18 protein-coding genes are annotated in these 20,300 nt (G+C 30.1%); 15 read left to right on the plus strand and 3 right to left on the minus strand.

Annotation, left to right across the window (positions count from 1 at the left end; translation table 11 throughout):
* Positions 1 to 15: 15 nt before the first annotated feature.
* From CX675_RS02435 to CX675_RS02465, 7 genes are all read left to right on the plus strand, one after another.
* Positions 16 to 1,629 carry a S8 family serine peptidase gene (locus tag CX675_RS02435; RefSeq protein ID WP_130733630.1) on the plus strand — a complete coding sequence of 538 codons (1,614 nt, stop codon included), beginning with the start codon at positions 16 to 18 and terminating at the stop codon, positions 1,627 to 1,629.
* Positions 1,629 to 2,573 (plus strand): nitronate monooxygenase family protein, encoded by a 945-nt coding sequence (locus tag CX675_RS02440; protein WP_130733631.1) that lies wholly within the window; start codon positions 1,629 to 1,631, stop codon positions 2,571 to 2,573. The genes CX675_RS02435 and CX675_RS02440 overlap by 1 nt, the downstream gene beginning before the upstream one ends.
* An 87-nt stretch (positions 2,574 to 2,660) precedes the next feature.
* Positions 2,661 to 3,071 (plus strand): hypothetical protein, encoded by a 411-nt coding sequence (locus CX675_RS02445; protein ID WP_130733632.1) that lies wholly within the window; start codon positions 2,661 to 2,663, stop codon positions 3,069 to 3,071.
* Positions 3,072 to 3,105: 34 nt separating this feature from the next.
* Positions 3,106 to 4,713, plus strand: a complete 1,608-nt coding sequence (gene pafA, locus CX675_RS02450) for an alkaline phosphatase PafA (RefSeq protein ID WP_130733633.1) — start codon at positions 3,106 to 3,108, stop codon at positions 4,711 to 4,713.
* A gap of 5 nt (positions 4,714 to 4,718) precedes the next feature.
* Entirely contained in the window at positions 4,719 to 5,360 is a 642-nt protein-coding gene (locus CX675_RS02455) for a hypothetical protein (protein WP_130733634.1), read from the plus strand.
* A gap of 4 nt (positions 5,361 to 5,364) precedes the next feature.
* Positions 5,365 to 6,021: a tol-pal system YbgF family protein gene (locus tag CX675_RS02460; RefSeq protein WP_130733635.1), complete on the plus strand. Its 657-nt coding sequence runs from the start codon at positions 5,365 to 5,367 to the stop codon at positions 6,019 to 6,021.
* A gap of 235 nt (positions 6,022 to 6,256) precedes the next feature.
* A complete protein-coding gene (locus tag CX675_RS02465; protein WP_130733636.1) occupies positions 6,257 to 7,111 on the plus strand; it encodes a hypothetical protein in 855 nt (284 codons plus the stop codon).
* A 50-nt stretch (positions 7,112 to 7,161) separates the two neighbouring features.
* Here CX675_RS02465 and lysA read toward each other — a convergent pair whose 3' ends face one another.
* Positions 7,162 to 8,394, minus strand: coding sequence for a diaminopimelate decarboxylase (gene lysA, locus CX675_RS02470; protein WP_130733637.1), 1,233 nt, complete (start codon positions 8,392 to 8,394; stop codon positions 7,162 to 7,164).
* A 224-nt stretch (positions 8,395 to 8,618) separates the two neighbouring features.
* Here lysA and sucC point away from each other — a divergent pair, with 224 nt between their 5' ends.
* On the plus strand, positions 8,619 to 9,812 hold the full coding sequence (sucC, locus tag CX675_RS02475; protein ID WP_130733638.1) for an ADP-forming succinate--CoA ligase subunit beta: 1,194 nt from the start codon (positions 8,619 to 8,621) through the stop codon (positions 9,810 to 9,812).
* A 452-nt stretch (positions 9,813 to 10,264) separates the two neighbouring features.
* On the opposite strand, the gene CX675_RS02480 is transcribed toward sucC, so the two are convergent.
* Positions 10,265 to 10,645, minus strand: a complete 381-nt coding sequence (locus CX675_RS02480) for a RidA family protein (RefSeq protein WP_130733639.1) — start codon at positions 10,643 to 10,645, stop codon at positions 10,265 to 10,267.
* Between the two features lie 20 nt (positions 10,646 to 10,665).
* Positions 10,666 to 13,422 carry a putative LPS assembly protein LptD gene (locus tag CX675_RS02485; protein ID WP_130733640.1) on the minus strand — a complete coding sequence of 919 codons (2,757 nt, stop codon included), beginning with the start codon at positions 13,420 to 13,422 and terminating at the stop codon, positions 10,666 to 10,668.
* 49 nt (positions 13,423 to 13,471) lie between these two features.
* On the opposite strand from CX675_RS02485, the gene CX675_RS02490 reads away from it, so the two are divergent.
* From CX675_RS02490 to serB, 7 genes are all read left to right on the plus strand, one after another.
* Positions 13,472 to 14,626 carry an N-acetylmuramoyl-L-alanine amidase gene (locus tag CX675_RS02490; protein WP_240723575.1) on the plus strand — a complete coding sequence of 385 codons (1,155 nt, stop codon included), beginning with the start codon at positions 13,472 to 13,474 and terminating at the stop codon, positions 14,624 to 14,626.
* A 34-nt stretch (positions 14,627 to 14,660) separates the two neighbouring features.
* A complete protein-coding gene (locus CX675_RS02495) occupies positions 14,661 to 15,629 on the plus strand; it encodes an MlaD family protein (RefSeq protein ID WP_130733642.1) in 969 nt (322 codons plus the stop codon).
* 16 nt (positions 15,630 to 15,645) lie between these two features.
* A complete protein-coding gene (locus CX675_RS02500; protein ID WP_130733643.1) occupies positions 15,646 to 16,977 on the plus strand; it encodes a (Fe-S)-binding protein in 1,332 nt (443 codons plus the stop codon).
* 167 nt (positions 16,978 to 17,144) lie between these two features.
* Positions 17,145 to 17,939, plus strand: coding sequence for a (Fe-S)-binding protein (locus CX675_RS02505; protein ID WP_130733644.1), 795 nt, complete (start codon positions 17,145 to 17,147; stop codon positions 17,937 to 17,939).
* Positions 17,940 to 17,945: 6 nt separating this feature from the next.
* Positions 17,946 to 18,566 carry a hypothetical protein gene (locus tag CX675_RS02510; protein WP_130733645.1) on the plus strand — a complete coding sequence of 207 codons (621 nt, stop codon included), beginning with the start codon at positions 17,946 to 17,948 and terminating at the stop codon, positions 18,564 to 18,566.
* Entirely contained in the window at positions 18,566 to 19,048 is a 483-nt protein-coding gene (locus tag CX675_RS02515) for an ABC transporter ATPase (RefSeq protein ID WP_130733646.1), read from the plus strand. The genes CX675_RS02510 and CX675_RS02515 overlap by 1 nt, the downstream gene beginning before the upstream one ends.
* 15 nt (positions 19,049 to 19,063) lie before the next feature.
* Positions 19,064 to 20,284: a phosphoserine phosphatase SerB gene (serB, locus tag CX675_RS02520; RefSeq protein WP_130733647.1), complete on the plus strand. Its 1,221-nt coding sequence runs from the start codon at positions 19,064 to 19,066 to the stop codon at positions 20,282 to 20,284.
* The last annotated feature ends 16 nt before the right edge of the window (positions 20,285 to 20,300 follow it).

Genomic DNA, 20,300 nt, shown 5'->3' on the forward strand with positions numbered 1-20,300 from the left:
ACAAATATTTACAATATGAAAAAAATAGCTACTCTCTTATTATTTGTACTTTCATTTTCTTCTTTTGCTCAAGAAGAAGATGCATGGGTATATTTTGTAGACAAGCCAGACGAAGTTTATTATGCCAATAATCCATTAGAAATGCTAAGCCAGAGAGCCTTAGATAGAAGAACAACACAAAATATAGCTTTGGATTTAAAAGATATTCCTATTTCTCAAACTTATATGGCACAAGTTGAAGCTGCTACAGGAATAACTGTCATGGCGAAGTCAAAATGGTTGAATGCATTGCATATTAGAGGTTCACAAACGAATATACAAGCATTAACTGCCTTATCATTTGTAGACCATGTACAATTTGCAAATCATAGTTTGAATCCTACCAATAGAGGAGTTGCATATTCAACTTCTCATAGAAATAATGAAGCTTTTGAAATAATGGCTAATTATAACTATGGTAATTCGAGTAATCAAATTCAAATGTTAAACGGACATTTATTACATCAACAAGATTATACAGGTCAAGGCAAGGTTATTGCTGTTTTAGACGCTGGATTTCCGGGTGTGAATACAGCTTCTTCATTTCAAAGATTACGTGATAATAATTTAATTTTGGGAGGTTATAATTTTCCAGATAGAAGTTCTAATTTTTATACTAGAAATTCACATGGCACCAATGTACTTTCTACAATGGGTGGTTATGTTGATGGGCAATTAGTAGGGACAGCACCTGATGCTGGCTATTATTTATTTATTACAGAAGATGTAAATTCTGAAAATCCTGTTGAAGAATCTTATTGGGTAGAAGCATTAGAAATGGCAGACAGTTTAGGTGTAGATGTGGTAAATTCTTCATTAGGATATGGTGAATATGATAATGCAAGTTATAGTTATTCTTATTCTCAACGCAATGGGCAAATAGGGTTTGCCTCTCGTGGTGCTGGTATCGCTCATTTAAAAGGTATTGTATGCGTGATAAGTGCAGGAAATGAAGGAAACACTTCAGAACCTCATATAGGTATACCTGCAGATGCGGATCATGTATTGACAGTAGGTGCTGTGAACAGTTCAGAAGCTTATGCTAGTTTTAGTTCTATAGGACCTTCTTTTGACGGTAGAGTTAAACCAGATGTTTGCGCCAAAGGGCAAAGTGCTACTGTTAGTAGTACGACAGGAGCAATTACTACTTCTAATGGGACGTCTTTTTCAAGTCCAATTTTAGCTGGTATGGTAGCTACATTTTGGTCAGCTTTACCTAATTTAACCGCAGATGAAGTAATTCAATTTGTAAGAGAATCAGCAGATCAATATACTACTCCAGATATTTACAAAGGCTATGGTGTTCCCGATTTTCAATTGGCTCTTAACAATGTCTTAAGTACAGAATCTTTTGTAAAGCAAAGCCTTACTTTTTATCCAAATCCAGTAGGAAATTCATTATATATTAAAGGAAATTATTTTGACAAAGGAGAGTTTAAATTATATAATGGTTTAGGGCAGAAAGTGTTACAAATTGTAGTTTTGCAAAATGATCAAAAAATATCTTTAGAAAGTCTAGCTCCAGGAATTTATGTCTATGATTTTTCTGCTAATAATACTAACTTGCAGGGCAAATTAATCAAGCAGTAATGAATAGAATTACCCAACTTTTCAATATAAAATATCCAATTGTTCAAGGAGGAATGATTTGGAACAGTGGTTATAAATTAGCAAGTGCAGTTAGTAATGCTGGTGGTTTAGGCTTAATAGGAGCAGGTTCAATGTATCCTGATGTCTTAAGAGAGCATATACAAAAATGTAAAAAAGCTACCGATAAACCTTTTGGTGTAAATGTTCCTATGTTATATCCTAATATAGAAGAAATTATGCAAATTATTGTTGAAGAAGAGGTTAAAATAGTTTTTACTTCTGCAGGAAATCCCAAAACATGGACATCTTTTTTAAAAGAGAATGGTATCACTGTTGTTCATGTTGTAAGTAGTTCAAAATTTGCTTTAAAAGCACAAGATGCTGGAGTTGATGCAGTGGTTGCTGAAGGTTTTGAAGCTGGAGGTCATAATGGAAGAGAGGAAACCACTACTTTAACTTTAATTCCTATGGTTAAACAACATTTACATATTCCTTTAATCGCTGCAGGTGGTATTGCAACAGGAAAAGGGATGTTAGCCGCTATGGTATTAGGTGCAGATGGTGTGCAAATGGGAAGTCGTTTTGCCGCTTCATTAGAATCAAGCGCTCATGATAATTTTAAAACTACTATTATTAATACAAATGAAGGGGATACGGTATTGACATTGAAAGAATTAGCTCCCGTTAGACTCGTTAAAAATAAATTTTACAACGATCTTCAAAAGTTATATACCCAATGTCCATCAGTAGAAGATTTAAAAACACTGTTAGGTAGAGCAAGAGCTAAAAGAGGTATGTTTGAAGGTGATTTAGAGGAAGGAGAACTAGAAATTGGTCAAATTGCAGGAGTAATTCATGATATTTTACCAGTTAAAGATATTATTGAAAGTGTTGTACAAGAATTTAATTTTGAAAAAGAAGCGATGCGTAATTTCGCTTTTTAATAGGATAAGAATTTTTGATTATGGTACTTAAATTTATTAAAAAAATAGACAAAACGTTTCTCTATACTGTTAAAAACTTTTATACTAATGAAATTCTTTAAAATTATTGCATTCATTACTTTGTTTTCTTTAAGTTATTCTTTTGGACAACAATTCAATTTTCAAACGACCTCTTTATCTGTATTACAGAAAGATAAAAAAGGAAATTGGGGAAAATGGAGTACTCCTGAAAAGGTAAAAGTTATCGTAAAATTAGATTATGATAAAAACAAAATTATTATTTATTCAAATGTTATTCAGTATTACTCTGTTGTAGAATATTTACAAAAAGAAATTACTAAAGTTGATGAAATCAATTCGTATTTATGTAAAAATATTGATGGCTATCCTTTTAAAATATCTTTTATAGTAAGAAAAGATTTAAAAAATAAAACCCAATTATATGTGTATGGTGAAGATTATATTTTCTGTTATGATATTGTAGAAATTGTAAAATAATACCATTAAAACTTTCAAAATTTTAAAAATTACCATGAAAAAGTTTATCCTACTTATTGCTAGTTTATTCATTTCTATTATCAATGCTCAAGACAAACCAAAATTAGTTATTGGAATTGTTGTTGACCAAATGAAAATGGAGTATTTGTACCGTTTTTCAGATGATTTTTCTGAAAATGGTTTTAAACGTCTTATGAAAGATGGTTATACATTTCATAATACGCATTACAATTATATGCCTACATTTACAGGTCCAGGTCATGCTTCTATTTATACAGGAACCACACCAAGTGTTCATGGAATTGTAGGAAATACTTGGTTTAACAAAGCCATTAGTAAAGAAATGTATTGTACGGATGATAATTCGGTTACAACTTTAGGTAATGGTACAGATTATGAAGGTAAAATGTCACCTAAAAATTTAGTAAGTACAACAATTACTGATGAATTGAAATTAGCAACTAACTTTCAAGGAAAAGTAATAGGAATAAGTTTAAAAGATAGAGGAGCAATTCTGCCAGCTGGTCATTTTGCAGATTGGGCATTTTGGTACAGTAAAACAGGAGCATTTGTTTCGAGTACTTATTATGGTGATAAATTACCAGATTGGGTTACCCAATTTAACAATGAAAAAAATTACGAGAAATACCTCAATAAAAAATGGGAGCTTTTTAAACCAAAAGAAGTGTATAACGAAAGTTTGAATGATAATAATCCATACGAAGGAAAATTATATAAGAAAATACCTTTTTTTCCTTATAATATGAAAGAGATGTATGAAAATAATGATGCTGGAGTATTGCGATCTACACCTTTCGGAAATAATTTAATAGCTGATTTTGCCATGAAAGCTATTGAAAAAGAAAACTTAGGAAAAGATAATATTACCGATTTTTTAACGGTTAGTTTCTCTTCTACTGATTATATTGGTCATTTGTTAGGACCTCGTTCTATAGAACTTCAAGATACTTATTTACGATTGGATCAAACTTTAGCCGATTTTCTAATGTATTTAGATAAAAATGTAGGTAAAAATAATTATTTGGTTTTTCTAACAGCAGATCATGCTGGAGCAGAAAATGTGACTTATCTAAAAGATAATAAATACAATGTCGATCAGGTTAATGCTAGAAAGTTTACTACAGATTTAGAAACCTTTTCTAAAGAAAAATATGGGGAAAATTTGCTTTTAAATTATTCCAATTCCAATATTTTTTTCAATAAAGAAAGTATTGATGCTAGTAATTTGGATATAGAAGAAGTAAAAAATAGTTTTAAGAAATTTATTTATACTCAAAATTTTATTAGAAGAGTATACACAGATACTGAAATATTAGCAAATTCAGGAAATGATATTTATCTTAATGCTATTGCTAAAGGATTTGACCCTATACAAAATGGAGATATTATCATTTTAGAAAAACCAGGCTATTTAGAATATGGTGCAACTGGAACAACTCATGGTTCACCTTATACTTATGATACTCATGTACCACTATTATTTTATGGATGGAAAATAAAACCAGGCGCTTCATATAATAAAAAAGAAATTACTCAAATTGCACCTACAGTTGCTTTAAAGTTAAAAATAACATTGCCAAGTGGAACGGAAGCAAAAGTTTTAGAAGAAATAGTAGAATAATTTTTATGTCATTAGTCTCTTATAAAAAATATCCAACTAGTGCACAAGCCAAAGAAGTAGCCACTCTTTTAAGCAAGCATAATATTCTAAATGAATATGTTGAAAATAAAAATACATTAGATTCCAACTTTAGTAGCGTTTTATTAGAAGAATATGAAATTAAAATAAAGCCAGAAGATTTTAAAAAAGCAGACGAAGTTCTTTTTGAAGATGCTTCACAAGTAATCGATTCTTTACCAGAGGATTATTATTTATTTTCGTTTACCAATAAAGAGCTAATTGATATTGTTATTAAGAAAGATGAATGGAACGAATTAGATTATGTTTTAGCCATACATTTACTAAAGTCAAGAGGTGTTTCAGTAACCGATGAAAGTATTGAAAAGGCTAATAATCAAAGAATTGCTGAATTAAAAAAGCCTGAAAAAAGTAATTCAGACTGGATTGCTGTAGGTTATATATGTGCACTATTAGGTGGTTTTTTAGGCTATGTAATAGGATATATTTTAGTCACACAAAAGAAGACCTTGCCTAATGGAGAAAGAGTGTATGTTTATTCTGAATCGGATAGAAAACACGGTAAAAATATCTTATATTTAGGAATATTTTCTTTTGTACTTTCCTTAATTTTGGTTTTATTTTTATAATGTAATGAAATTTAAAGTTATTAAAATAATTGCTGTAGTTTTTATTCTTTTTGCAGTTATTAATGTTACTGGAATGTTTTTTTTAAACTTGAAAATTTTTAATAAGGAATTAAAAACATCTTTTAAAAGAAATGCATATTATTCATCATCGGAACATGCAGATGTAGAAAGATATCATCAGAAAATCGAAATTTATACTTATAAGTTAGATAGTTTATTAGAGATTAATCCAGTTCAAACGGAATTATTTGCTGATAAATTAATCCAAAAATATAAAAATGAATCTGTCTTTTATAAATATAAAGCGATTGCTTTATTTGATCAAAAAAGATATGAAGAAGCATTACAGCTTTTTAAAAAAAATCGCATTAAATATCTAGGAACTCCTCAATCTAATGATAATTACAGAAATATAGCCATTTGTTTTGAAAATTTAAAACAATTTGATTCAGCTGTTTATTATTATAAAAAAGCCTCTTTAGATGATTCTTTTTTTAGAATAGCAACTTGTTTTGAAACTAAAAAAGAAAATGATAGCGCCATTTATTATTATTCTATTTTATTAAAAGAATTAGAGTCTAGCGAAAACAAAATCTATCAAATAAAAAATATCGATTTTTTAAAACAAAAAATAGCCATTCTAAAACGTAAAAATTTGTAATATTTTTACATGTTTCACAATAATAAGATAAAATGTTATAAACGTGTATATTTGTGTTAATAATTTGTTAATACATTCTAAAAAAGTAAGATAAATAGGTTGTTTTATCTATTTTTTAAATGCTTATGAAGTATTTTATCTGTAAAAAATGTTTTTTATCGTGATTTGAAACAAATTTAATTTTTTAATTCATAAGCTAAAAGATTATATTTGTTTCAAACCAAACAAACAAAACATGAAAAAAAACTACCTATTTTTAATGGGCATATTCTATTGTTCATTAGTGAGAGCTCAGGTTGGTATTAATACTACTATGCCTTCAGCAACTTTAGAAATTCAATCATCTAATATTTCAAACCCAAGTCCTACCGATGGTTTGTTAATTCCCAGAGTAACAAATTTATCGCAAATTAATCCGTCACTTGCTCAAGAAGGAATGTTAATTTATGTGTCAACTGATGTTACTAAGAATGCAAAAACATATTCCAAAGGTTTTTATTTTTGGGACAATGAAATGGAAGATTGGCTGTCAATAAGCTCTAGCGAATGGAAATCTGGCTCAAATTTAAATGGAGAATCTTTAATCTATTCCACATTAGCAAATGCTAATGGTACAAACATAGTAGTTACCGATACAGGTAAAATAGGAATTGGGTTGCAAAATCCAACTGCAAAATTAAATTTGCCTGCCGCTGACGGTTTATCCTATTCAGCCCCTTTAAAGTTTACTCCAGGAACCAACCTAATACAACCTGAATCTGGCGCTATGGAATATGATGGAACCAATTTATATTTTACCAATTCTTCATCAGTTAGAGAAGTAATGATGAAAGGAGTTGTTTTAAATGATATGCTCGATTTTCCTTCCATTTCAAATTTATCTTCTTATGAATTAGAAATACCAATTACAGGTATCTCGTCGAATAGTATTTGCAATTGTAATCCAGAAGGAGGATTAGAAAGTGGTTTAACTTGGAGTTGTTACATCAGCAACAATGCTATAAAAATAAGATTATTAAATGCTTCTATTTTAGGAGCAGTAGATCCAGTTAGTAGAAATTGGAAGATTACCGTTTTTAACCTTAATTAAAATAAAAAACAGTACCAAAGTGATTTGGTACTGTCTTTTTAAAATTAAAATTAACTACTAGGAATTAAACTTTCGTTCAATATATCTATTTCAACTTGATTTCGAATAATATCCTCAAAAGTTTCTCTTTGCCTTATTAAATGACCTTTTCCATTTATCCAAAGAACTTCTGCAGGTTTTACTCTGGAATTATAATTGGAAGCCATAGAAAAACAATAAGCTCCGGCATTTTTAAAACACAAAATATCACCTTCATGAATTTCTGAAATACGTCTGTTATTCGCAAAAGTATCTGTTTCACAGATATAGCCTACTACAGAATAATAACGTTCTTTTCCTTTTGGATTTGAAATGTTTTCAATGTAGTGTTGTGATCCATACAACATCGGTCTAATCAAATGATTAAAACCACTATCAATGCCTGCAAAAACAGTTGACGTTGTTTGTTTTACTACATTTACTTTAGCCAGAAAAAAACCTGCTTCACTCACTAAAAATTTACCTGGCTCAAAAGCAAGAGTTAATGGTTTGCCATATTCTTTTTCGAAAGCAAGAAAACGCTTGGTTAATTTTTTTCCAAACTCTTCTACATTAGTTTCGATATCATCTTTTTTGTAAGGTACTTTAAAGCCACTACCAAAATCGATAAATTCCAGATTTTTAAAATTCTTAGCTGTTTCAAATAAAATTTCTGCAGCATATAAGAAAACATCTACATCTAATATATCGGAACCTGTATGCATGTGAATTCCATTAATATTCATGTTTGTATTTTCAATAATGCGAAGTAAATGTGGTAATTGATGTATAGAAATACCAAATTTACTATCAATATGACCAACAGAAATATTAGCATTACCACCTGCCATAACATGTGGGTTGATTCGCACGCAAACTGGTGTTTTTGGGTGTTTTGTTCCAAATTGTTCTAAAAATGATAGATTATCAATATTTATTTGAACACCCATTTCAGCTACTTTCTCAATTTCTTCCAATGAAACACCGTTTGGAGTATACATAATTTCTTGTGGATCAAAGCCTGCATGTAAACCAAGCATAACTTCTTCAATCGAAACCGTATCTAATCCTGAACCTAATCTTTTTAAAACTTTTAAAATAGATATATTCGACAAAGCTTTAACAGCATAGTGAATTTTAAACTGTTCTACTTTTGAAAAAGCACTAGTTAATCTTTTATATTGTGTTTCAATTTTTGAAGCATCATAAACATATAGTGGTGACCCAAATTCTTCAACTAATTGTAATAATTCCTGATTTTTCATCTTCCTTTTTTTATGCAAATTAAAAACATTTAGTACAAGCAATAATTAAAAAGGTGTTAATTAAACAAAAAATAACATTTAGTTATAAATGTAACAATATTAAAACTTTTTAAATTAAGTTCTAAGCACCAAAGAATTCCAAATTATCCTTAAAAATGTTAGCCAATTAGAAATTAGTTTGTTATTTTTGTGGCACTTTTTAAAAAGAAATAACCTATTATATTATGAATTTACACGAATATCAAGGTAAAGAAATATTAGCTAGCTATGGAGTACGTATTCAACGTGGGCATGTTGCTAATAACGCTGAAGAAGCTGTAGCTAAAGCAAAACAACTAACTGCTGAAACAGGAACTGGTTGGCACGTTATTAAAGCTCAAATTCACGCTGGTGGTCGTGGAAAAGGAGGAGGAGTAAAATTAGCTAAAAATTTAGATCAAGTAGCTGAATTAGCAGGTCAAATTATTGGAATGGATTTAATTACACCTCAAACCCCACCAACAGGTAAAAGAGTTCATAAAGTTTTAGTAGCAGAGGATGTTTATTATCCAGGTGAAAGTGAAACTTCAGAATTTTATATGTCAGTTTTATTAAATAGAGGAAAAGGTAGAAATATGATTATGTATTCTACTGAAGGAGGAATGGATATTGAAGAAGTAGCTGAAAAAACACCTCATTTAATTTTTACTGAAGAGATTGATCCTGCTGTAGGTTTGCAAGGATTTCAAGCAAGAAGAATTGCTTTTAATTTAGGATTATCAGGTAATGCTTTTAAAGAGATGATAAAATTTGTTGACGCTCTTTACAAAGCTTACATAGGTTCTGATGCTTCAATGTTTGAAATTAACCCTGTTTTAAAAACATCTGATGATAAAATTATTGCAGTAGATGCTAAAGTTGATTTAGATGATAATGCATTATTCCGTCATAAAGATTTAGCTGAAATGAGAGACGTTCGTGAAGAAAATCCAATTGAAGTTGAAGCTAAAGAAGTAGGTTTAAATTATGTTGACCTTGATGGAACTGTAGGATGTATGGTCAATGGTGCTGGTCTTGCAATGGCAACTATGGATTTAATTAAGTACGCAGGTTTTGAACCAGCAAACTTCTTAGATGTAGGAGGAACGGCTGATGCAAAACGTGTGGAAACGGCTTTCCGTATTATTTTAAAAGATCCAAATGTAAAAGCTATTTTGATCAATATTTTTGGCGGAATTGTTCGTTGTGATAGAGTAGCTCAAGGTGTTGTAGATGCTTATAAAAATATGGGTGATGCAATTAAAGTGCCTATCATTGTGCGTTTACAAGGAACAAATGCAGAAATTGCAAAAGAATTAATTGATAATTCTGGTATGCCAATTTTATCTGCTGTACAATTCCAAGAAGCTGCGGATCAAGTTAAAGCGGCTTTATCGTAAATAAGATTGAAATCTTTAGTTATATATAAAAAATCTCAAGTTTTACTTGAGATTTTTTATTTTATATAATATCTAAATCAAACTCTAAAAAAAGATGCATTTTATGCACTAGTAGACAGAGAAATAAGATTATTATTGTTTGTGTTATTCTTTTTCTTAGTAATGGAGTTATGTGTTTGATTGTTAGGTGATTAATGGTAAAAAAGAGTAGAACTGAAATAAGACCTAGAATACTACCAATGCTTATAATGATAAAATTTTGTAAGGTTTCAACTAACTTTAAGTTTGTCGTTTTACCAATTTCTAAATAGATAAGAAACATCGAAAGCAAAATACTTAATGAAGTACAAGTAATGAAGAATAAAATTTTTTTTATGACTTTCATTTAGTTAGAATAAAAAAAATCTCAAACTTTTAAGAATGAGATTTATATTATGGAATTCAAAGTTTTTTTATTTAATAGCAATCATCGAGATTTCTACATTTACATTTTTCGGTAAACAGGCCACTTGAACCGTTTCTCTAGCTGGTGCCGTTTTTTCGTCAAAATAGCTTCCGTAAACCGTATTTATTTTAGTAAAGTCATTCATGTCACTAATAAAAATACTAGTTTTAATTACATTTTCAAAGGTCATTTCTGCAGCTTCTAAAACCGCTTTCATGTTTTCCATTACTTGTTTTGTTTCAGTTTCGATATCTGTTAAAACTAATTCACCATTAACCGGATTTATGGCAATTTGTCCAGAAGTGTATAAGGTGTTTCCAACTAAAACAGCTTGATTATAAGGACCAATAGGAGCAGGTGCTTTATCTGTAAAAATTATTTTTTTCATGTTTTTATTGTATAAATTGATTATCTAAAAACGCGATCTGGTAATTGATTCTTTTCCCATTTGATATCGCTTAATACAGAAGAACTAATACCGATGAAGAATCCCCAATAGGTATTGGTTCCAAATGGAACCCAATTGAAGTTCATTCTCCAGCTTTCTAAATCTCTTTCAAAACGCAACTGTGTAAATGTTACTCCTTTTTGTTTAAAATCATAACCTGAAGAAAAGCCTACTTTCCATTTTGGAGCTAATTCAACATTTCCAGATACCATTAAAGAATTTGAAGCTATTTCATTTTGACGATTACTGTTATTATAGGTTAAAGAATAGGCTAATCTTAAATCCCAAGGTAATTTAGTGTTGTACCAATCATTATTTTTATTTTCATTATCTTTTTCATCATCTTTAAAGAGGCTTTGCCTATTGTCATTTAAATTTGTTCCAGTACCAAATAAATCGTCTTGTCTGCCGCCATTTTGTTCTGTTTGATTTGAGCTATTTCCTTTTTTATCACCATCTGCACTTGAAAAACCATAATTGATAGTCATATTGGCGCTTGTCATTCTAAAAAGACTACCGCCGTTATCTATATTGTACGTGTCTATTCTACGTCCAGAATTATCTATTGCATAAGGGTCTAATGTAGCTCCAAAATTAACATTCATTTTTTGTTTGAATAATTGTGTTCCTCCACTAACTCTTACGGGAGACCAAGCTAATGAATCAGCAGCTAAATTATAGCTAGTTGAGAAATTTAAATTATTTAAAAGCATTACTTTTTTAGGTTCGCCTTTTTCACTCTCATCATCTCTTACTTTTGCTTCAAAAGTATTACTTAATGAAAAACCTAAACTGTTGGAATAACTTTTCCCTGGAACACCAAAAAGGCCGCCTTCAAAACGTGTATACTCTTGGTAAGTATTTCCTGTGGCATCTATGGCATAGGTATCATAATATTGATCAAAACTCGGTGTATATCCATATGAAACGCTAGGGCGCATTACATGTCTTAATGCTTGAATTTTTTTATCATCACCAAATTTAAATGTTCCATAAATTGTTGTTCCGATGCTTGCATTGAAATTATAGGTTCTGAAAGCATCAAAACCTTTCACATCTTCAGTAACAACTTTATTTTCTTCTTGACTAAAATATTTTTCGACAGTATTTAATGCCCAAACCTCATTATAACTTGCTCCTGTAGTAACACTAAAATAATTAAAAATTTTAAAATTGGTACTAATTGGAATAGTATGTTGAAACCCTGTTTTGGCATCTCTAAACATTTGAGGTTTAAAAAATAAAGAGTCGGCTGTAGTTATTCTATTTTCCCCTCTTAAATTGTATTGGAAATTTATATTTTTTATGAATCCTTTCTTTATACCATCTTTTGGAGCAAAAGGGAAAATACGATCAACACTTGCTTGAAGTGTAGGTAAAGTCATATTGATAACCTCTGTATTGGTATTTTGATTATGTGTCGCAGATAATGAAAAATTTACTTGAGGAACCGTTTGAAATGTTTTGGAATAGGATACAGAAGAACTTAAGTTGTTGTTTAAACTAGAACCAATGTTTGCTAAATTTACAGATTGTCTAAAATACTGACTACTACCTAAATTTACAGAGGCAGAAAAACGGGAATTAGCTGCTGCTTTAGCATCTTGACTATGAGACCACTGAATATTGTATTGCTTTGACTTTACATAATCAGGTAATCCTTTCTCGCTTTGTATATTATTTTCAAATCTAAAATTAACACGGCCATTAAATTTATACCTTTTGGCGTAACTGCTTTCAAAACGTAAACCATAACTGCCATTTGTATAGTAATCACCTAAAACAGCTAAATCATAATAATCACTTAAGGCAAAATAATAACCACCATTTTGTAAGAAATAGCCTTGCTGGTTTGATTGACCAGGTGTAGGAACAATAAAACCTGAGGTATTATCTTCCGACATTGGAAAATAGGCAAATGGTAAGAATACAGGAGTGGGTACATCTACAATTACTAAATGTGTAGGACCTACAACTACTTTTTTCTTAGGAACAAATTTTACTTTGGAAACAGCAAAATAATATTCAGGATCATCTACATTTTTAGAAGTAGTAATTCTAGCATTTTTTAAGAAAATTACAGAATCGTTTTCTCTTTTGGAGATTTCTGCTTTAATATTGAGTTCCCCTTGTTTTGTTCTTGAGTTCCAAACTAATGCTTTTTTTGTCTTAAAGTTAAAGCGAATAGAATCGGGTTCTATTACATTACTTCCTTGCTTAAAAATGGGATATTGTGTATAATTTCCTAAACTATCTTTAATTCTTCCAGCATATACTTCATTTTTTTCATAATTAAGAACGATAATTCCAGCTTTTAATTCAATATCAGTATAATATAATTCGGCTTCATTGTAAAGGGTGAGTTCTTTTGTTTTTTGATTCGCTTTTTCGTAATCTTTAGCCTTTCGAGTAACCACACCTTCTAAAAGTGGCTTTTTCTTAATCGAATCTCCTTTTTTGACAGTTATTTCATTTGATTTTCTAAGACTATCATTTTTTATAGTAAGGGTATCAATAACTTTATAGACATTGATAGTGTCGTTGCGATTTACCCGTTTTTCTTTCAAAAAAGATTTTTTTGGTTTTATTTCTTGTGAATAGGTTACATAATTTCCAATAATTAGAAAAAATGCTAAAAAAACGATATGAAATAACTTTGTATACAACGCTAATAATAGTATTTTTGTAAAAATTTGGCTTACTTTTTGAAGTGTCAAACTTACATATATTTTTTTGTAAAAATAAGCTTTTAATAAAATTATAACTATGCTAAAGAAAACCTGCTACATACCTCAAATGAAAATTAATTATAAAGCGCTTATTATCATTGGTTTGGTGTTTTTTTATTGTAATTCCTTTGCACAAAATAAATCCAAATTTAAAGTTGTTTTGGATGCAGGACATGGTGGGAAAGATTATGGAAATGTCCATAATGGTTATATTGAAAAGAAAATTGCTTTGGCTGTTACTTTAAAAGTGGGAGAATATTTAAGTAAAGATAGCGATTTTGACTTCTTCTATTCTAGAAAGACTGATGTTTTTGTTGAATTGAAAGATAGAGCTATTAGAGCTAATAAAGAAGATGCCAATCTATTTGTTTCAATACATTGTAACGCTGCTAAAAATTATTCTGCTTTTGGTACCGAGACTTTTGTGATGGGATTAAGTAGAAGTTCAACTAATTTAGAAGTTGCAAAAAATGAAAATTCGGTTATCTTGTTAGAAGATGATTACAAAGAAAATTACAAAGGATTTGATCCAAACAAACCAGAATCATTAATAGGTTTGAAAATTTTACAAGAAGAATATTTGAACCAGAGTATAGAATTAGCCGCTTTTGTAGAAGAAAATTTTAAAAACGGATTAAGTAAGAAAAGTAGAGGTGTTAAGCAAGCTCCTTTATGGGTATTAGATGCTTCATATATGCCTGGTGTACTTATTGAAATTGGTTTTTTGTCTAATAAAGCTGAAGGGCAATATTTAAGTACAGATAAAGGACAAGATGAAATGGCTAAGGCTATTGCTGATGCTATTTTTTCTTATAAGAAATTATATTATAAATCTTCTTCAAATGGGAATCCTACAGCTATAAACACAGTAAAAACGGATGAGCACACTGAAATAGCTAAAGAAAATTCAGTTGAAACTATCATTGAAAGTGTTAAAAAAGGAATTCAATTTAAGGTACAGTTATCGGCTAGTGGGTCAAAAATTGCTACAACACCATCAAATTTTAAAGGATTAAGTGGAGTTCATGTTGAACAATCAGGTAAAATTTACAAGTATCTTTTTGGTTCTGAGGATACTTATGAAAATGCACAAAATAAATTATCAGAAGCAAAGAGTAAAGGTTTTGAAACAGCCTTTATAGTAGCTTATAAAGACGGAGTAAAAATTAACTTGTCGGATGCTATTAAATAAAATAAAGTTTTATTTTTGTTAAAAATAATTTATTTTGAAACTAACCAAAGAAATTAAAACAGCTATATTAGTTATAACCTCTATTTTATTATTCATTTGGGGATATAATTTTTTAAAAGGTAAGAATCTATTTGATTCTAGTAAAAAAATATACGTTATCTATGATTCAGTTGAAGGATTAGAACCTGCTTCATCTGTAAAACTTAAAGGGGTAAATGTGGGAAGAGTAAATTCCTATCATTTTTTAGATAATAAAAAAGTACAAGTTGAATTAGCGATAACTTCAGATTATCCAATTTCTAAATCAAGCGTGGCTGAATTATCGGGTTCTTCTCCATTAGGAGGCAAAGAAATTATTATTTTTCCAAATGATGATGATCCCAATTTAATTCAATCGGGTGAATTTTTGCAAGCTAGATCTAAATTAGGTCTTACTGACGCTTTAGCAGAACAAATGGTACCTTTAAAAGATAAAATTGAAAAATTATTAGACAATGCTAATGTATTATTTACTAATTTTAATGAGGTTTTTGATCAAAACACCAAAGCAAATTTGAAAAGTAGTATTAGTGAACTGAACAAAACGATGAAAGAATTTAGTGGAATTTCTAGAAATGTAAATTCTTTATTAGCAGAAAATAAAACCAAGTTGAATCATTCTTTTGAAAACTTAGATAAAACTACTGCAAATTTTGCAATAATGTCAGATTCTCTTGCTCAAGCTAATTTAGGGCAGACTGTTAAAAACCTTGAAAAAACTTTAGCTAGTGTAGATAAAATTATGAAAGGAATTGAAAGTGGTAAAGGAACAATAGGCAAACTAATGAAAGATGATGCAATGTATACTAATTTTACAAAAGCTTCTAAAGAATTAGAATTATTACTACAAGATTTACGACTACACCCAACACGCTATGTAAACGTTTCTCTTTTTGGTAAAAAAGAAAAACCATATGTGGCTCCAGAAACAAATAAAAAATCAGAAAATTCAGAACAAAAATAAATAAAGACGAACCCTTATGAGTATTTTACCTAATATATTATTCGCTATCGTATTAGTTATTGGAATTGGTTATTTTGCAAAAAATGTAAAGAAATTAATTCGCAATATAAAATTGGGTCAAGATGTAAATCGAAATGATAATCCTTCAGCAAGATGGAAAAATATGACCATGATTGCTTTAGGTCAATCTAAAATGGTAAAAAGACCTGTAGCGGGTTTTTTACATATTATAGTATATTTAGGCTTTATTATAATAAACCTTGAAGTTTTAGAAATTATTATTGACGGTTTATTTGGTACTCATAGAGTTTTTGCTTCTTTAGGAGGATTTTATAATTTTTTAATAGGTTCTTTTGAAGTATTGGCTTTCTTAGTATTGGTTGCAGTTATTATCTTTTGGATTAGAAGAAATGTTACTAAATTACAACGCTTCTGGAAACCAGAGATGAAAGGGTATCCTAAAAATGATGCCAATTACATCCTTTATTTTGAAATGGTATTGATGACTTTGTTTCTAACCATGAATGCAGCAGATTTTCATTTACAATATATACCTGGTGGTTTTTCACATTACCATCAAGCAGGAAGTTTTCCAATTTCCCAATTTATTGCTCCCATTTTTAATGGAATGGATAATACAGTGGTTTTCATGATTGAAAGAGCAGCATGGTGGTTACATATTTGTGGAATTTTAGTGTTCTTAAATTATTTATACTTTTCTAAGCATTTACATATTTTATTGGCTTTCCCAAATACCTATTTTGCTAATCTGAAACCACAAGGACAATTTGATAATTTAGGAAGTGTAACCAATGAAGTAAAATTAATGATGGATCCTTCAGCTGATCCGTTTGCAGCACCTGCGAATCCAGACGCTGTGCCTGCCAAATTTGGAGCATCTGATGTGCAGGATTTAAATTGGGTACAATTATTAAATGCTTATACATGTACCGAATGTGGAAGATGTACTTCATCTTGTCCTGCGAACCAAACTGGGAAAAAATTGTCTCCTAGAAAAATTATGATGGACACAAGAGACAGACTGGAAGAAGTTGGTAAAAATATTGATGCGAATAAGGGGACATTTATAGAAGATGGTAAGAGTTTATTAAACGATTATATTACAACAGAAGAGCTTTGGGCTTGTACTTCTTGTAATGCCTGTGTAGAAGAATGTCCTGTAAATATTAGTCCATTATCTATTATTATGGATATGAGACGTTATTTAGTTATGGAACAAAGTGCCGCTCCAATGGAATTAAATAATATGATGACTAACATTGAAAATAATGGTGCTCCATGGCAATATAACCAAATGGATCGCCTGAATTGGAAAAACGAAAACTAGTAAAAAAGAATTGCAACAACTGCATCAGATGAATTAAATTAGATAATAAAATTTCATTTGCATATAAAGTTGCTGAATAAAAATTTATAGATTAAATAGAAAAGATGTTTCGATTCACAATTTTGATGGCGAACACACTAAATAATAATTGAAAATCATATTTTAATATGTCAGATAATAATATAGTTGTGCCTACAATGGCCGAAATGATGGCAGAAGGAAAACAACCTGAAGTATTGTTTTGGGTAGGATGTGCAGGTAGTTTTGATGATAGAGCTAAAAAAATTACCAAAGCTTTTGTAAAAATTTTAAATAGAGCTAATATTTCTTTTGCCGTTTTAGGAACAGAAGAAAGTTGTACAGGTGATCCTGCTAAAAGAGCGGGTAACGAATTTTTATTTCAAATGCAAGCCATGACGAATATTGAAGTGATGAATGCTTATGAAATTAAAAAGATAGTAACTGCTTGTCCCCATTGTTTTAATACATTAAAGAACGAATATCCTGAATTAGGAGGTAATTATGAAGTAGTCCACCATACTCAATTTTTAAAATCATTACTAGAAGATGGAAGACTAACCATTGAAGGTGGTCAATTTAAAGGTAAAAAAATTACTTTTCACGATCCTTGTTATTTAGGAAGAGCAAATCAAGTATATGAAGCACCACGAGATTTAATCCAAAAATTAGATGCTGAATTAGTTGAAATGAAACGCTCAAGAGCCAATGGTTTATGTTGCGGAGCAGGTGGGGCGCAAATGTTTAAAGAACCAGAAAAAGGAAATAAAGATATCAATATAGAACGAACAGAAGATGCTTTAGAGGTGGCACCAGAAATTATCGCAGCTGGTTGTCCTTTCTGTAATACCATGTTAACAGACGGTATCAAATTCAAAGAAAAAGAAAATAATGTAAAAGTGATGGATGTCGCTGAATTAATTGCTAATGCTCAAGATTTATAATAGTATATGAAAAAAATAAGCTGTATTATCCTGTTTTTTGTAACAACAACATCGCTGTTTTCACAAAAATTGTCTAAAGACGAGTTAAAAACAAAATTAGCTGAAGTAACTTGTAAATGTGCTGAAGGTAAAGAAATGACTAAAGATAATTACGAATTATCATTAGGTCTTTGTATTCTTGAAGCAGTTAATAAATACCAACCTGATGTTGAAAAACACTATGGTAAAGACTATATTTCTAAAATTGAAGAAATTGGTGGCGATGTAGGTGAAAAAGTAGCTGTTGTATGTCCAAATTTGTTATTAAAAATATTAGAAACATCTGGTAGTGATTTTAATGATAGCGCTACAGATGCAGTTGATGAAACCTATGAAGATGATATCATTGAGGGAACTTTTGTAAGTACAAGTGTTGATGGTTTCCTTTATGTAAAAGTGAAAGAAGCTACAGGGAAAACGAATCAATTTTTGTTAATTAATAGTTTTGAAAATTCATATTTAATTTTAGATAAGGTTTTAAAAGCTAATGATAAAGTAAAAGTATATTATTTTGATGCAGAATTATACAATGCAAAAACAAATAAATATGAGTATTTTAAAGTAATAAACGATTTAGTTAAATTATAATGTACGTACCATTTGATACATTACCTTCGCATTCTAGAATTTGGATTTATCAATCTAATAGAAAATTAGCAGATAATGAAGTTGCTGAAATAGAATCGGCTATACACGAGTTTCTTGAAAATTGGGCTGCTCATGGGCAAAGTTTAGAAGCATCTTACAAGATTGAATACAATCGTTTCATTATTATTGCAGTCAATCAGGATGTTCAAGCCGCAACAGGATGTTCAATCGATGCTTCTGTTCAATTCATTCAAAATTTAGAAAAACAATATCAAATTGATTTATTAGATAAAATGAATGTGACTTTTAAGCTTGGAGAACATATTGCGCACAAAACATTAATCGAATTTAAAAAAATGGCAAAAGAAAAAGCAGTTTCTGCTAATACTATTGTTTTTAATAATTTGGTTAACACAATTGAAGAATGGGAAGATTTTTGGATGGTTCCAGCCAGCGAGAGTTGGCATAATCGTTTTTTTTAATATTAATTATCACTAATGGCGAGTGAAATTTTTTTACTAAATATATCCGGGCAAGATAAGCCAGGTTTAACCTCTTCTCTAACTGCTGTTTTATCTGAATATGATGCTAAAATATTAGACATTGGTCAAGCTAACATTCACGATACATTATCCTTAGGAATACTTTTTCAAATAGAATCGGGTAAAAAATCAGCAGCAGTTTTAAAGGACTTATTATTCAAATCCTATGAATTGGGCATAAAAGCTAAATTTAAGCCAATTCCACTCACCGATTATGAAAATTGGGTTGCTCTTCAAGGAAAAGACCGTTATATTGTCACTTTATTAGGCGAAAAATTATCAGCAAAGCAAATTTCTGAAGTTACCAAAGTAATTTCAGAAAAAGGATTAAATATTGATGCTATTAAAAGATTAACAGGAAGAGTTTCATTAGTAAAACAAGATTCTTATCCCAAAGCTTCCATACAATTATCTATTCGAGGTGCTATACACAATAAAGCAGAGTTTACTGAAAAATTCATGCAAATTTCTAGAGAACTAGATGTTGATATTGCTTTCCAAGAAGATACTATTTTCAGAAGAAATAAGCGATTAGTTTGTTTTGATATGGATTCTACTTTAATTCAAACAGAAGTTATAGATGAATTAGCGGAATTAGCTGGAGTAGGAGAACAAGTTAGAAAAATTACTGAGTCGGCAATGCAAGGAGAAATAGACTTTAAAGAAAGCTTTACGGAAAGAATGAAACTTTTAAAAGGATTAAGTGAAAGTGTACTCGAAGACGTAGCTATTAATTTACCTATAACAAAAGGAGCTCGGAGACTTATTGATACTTTAAAAAAATACGGTTTTAAAACAGCCATACTTTCCGGCGGCTTTACATATTTTGGTCGCCATCTTCAAAAAGAATTAGGGATTGATTATGTTTTTGCTAATGAGTTAGAAATTAAGGATGGTTTCCTAACCGGTAATTATATTGGAGAAATTGTAGACGGAAATAAAAAAGCCGAATACTTACAAGAATTAGCCATAAAAGAAGGAATAGATATTAGTCAAACCATAGCGGTAGGCGATGGAGCAAATGATTTACCAATGCTAAATTTAGCTGGATTAGGAATTGCATTTCACGCTAAACCTATGGTAAAAGATAATGCGCAAAGTGCCATTTCTAGTATAGGTCTAGATGGTGTACTTTACTTATTAGGGTATCATGACAAGCATATAGATTTGCATTAAAAACAGCATTACATTA

This window comes from Flavobacterium sp. J27, from assembly GCF_004303025.1.
Lineage (GTDB): Bacteria > Bacteroidota > Bacteroidia > Flavobacteriales > Flavobacteriaceae > Flavobacterium.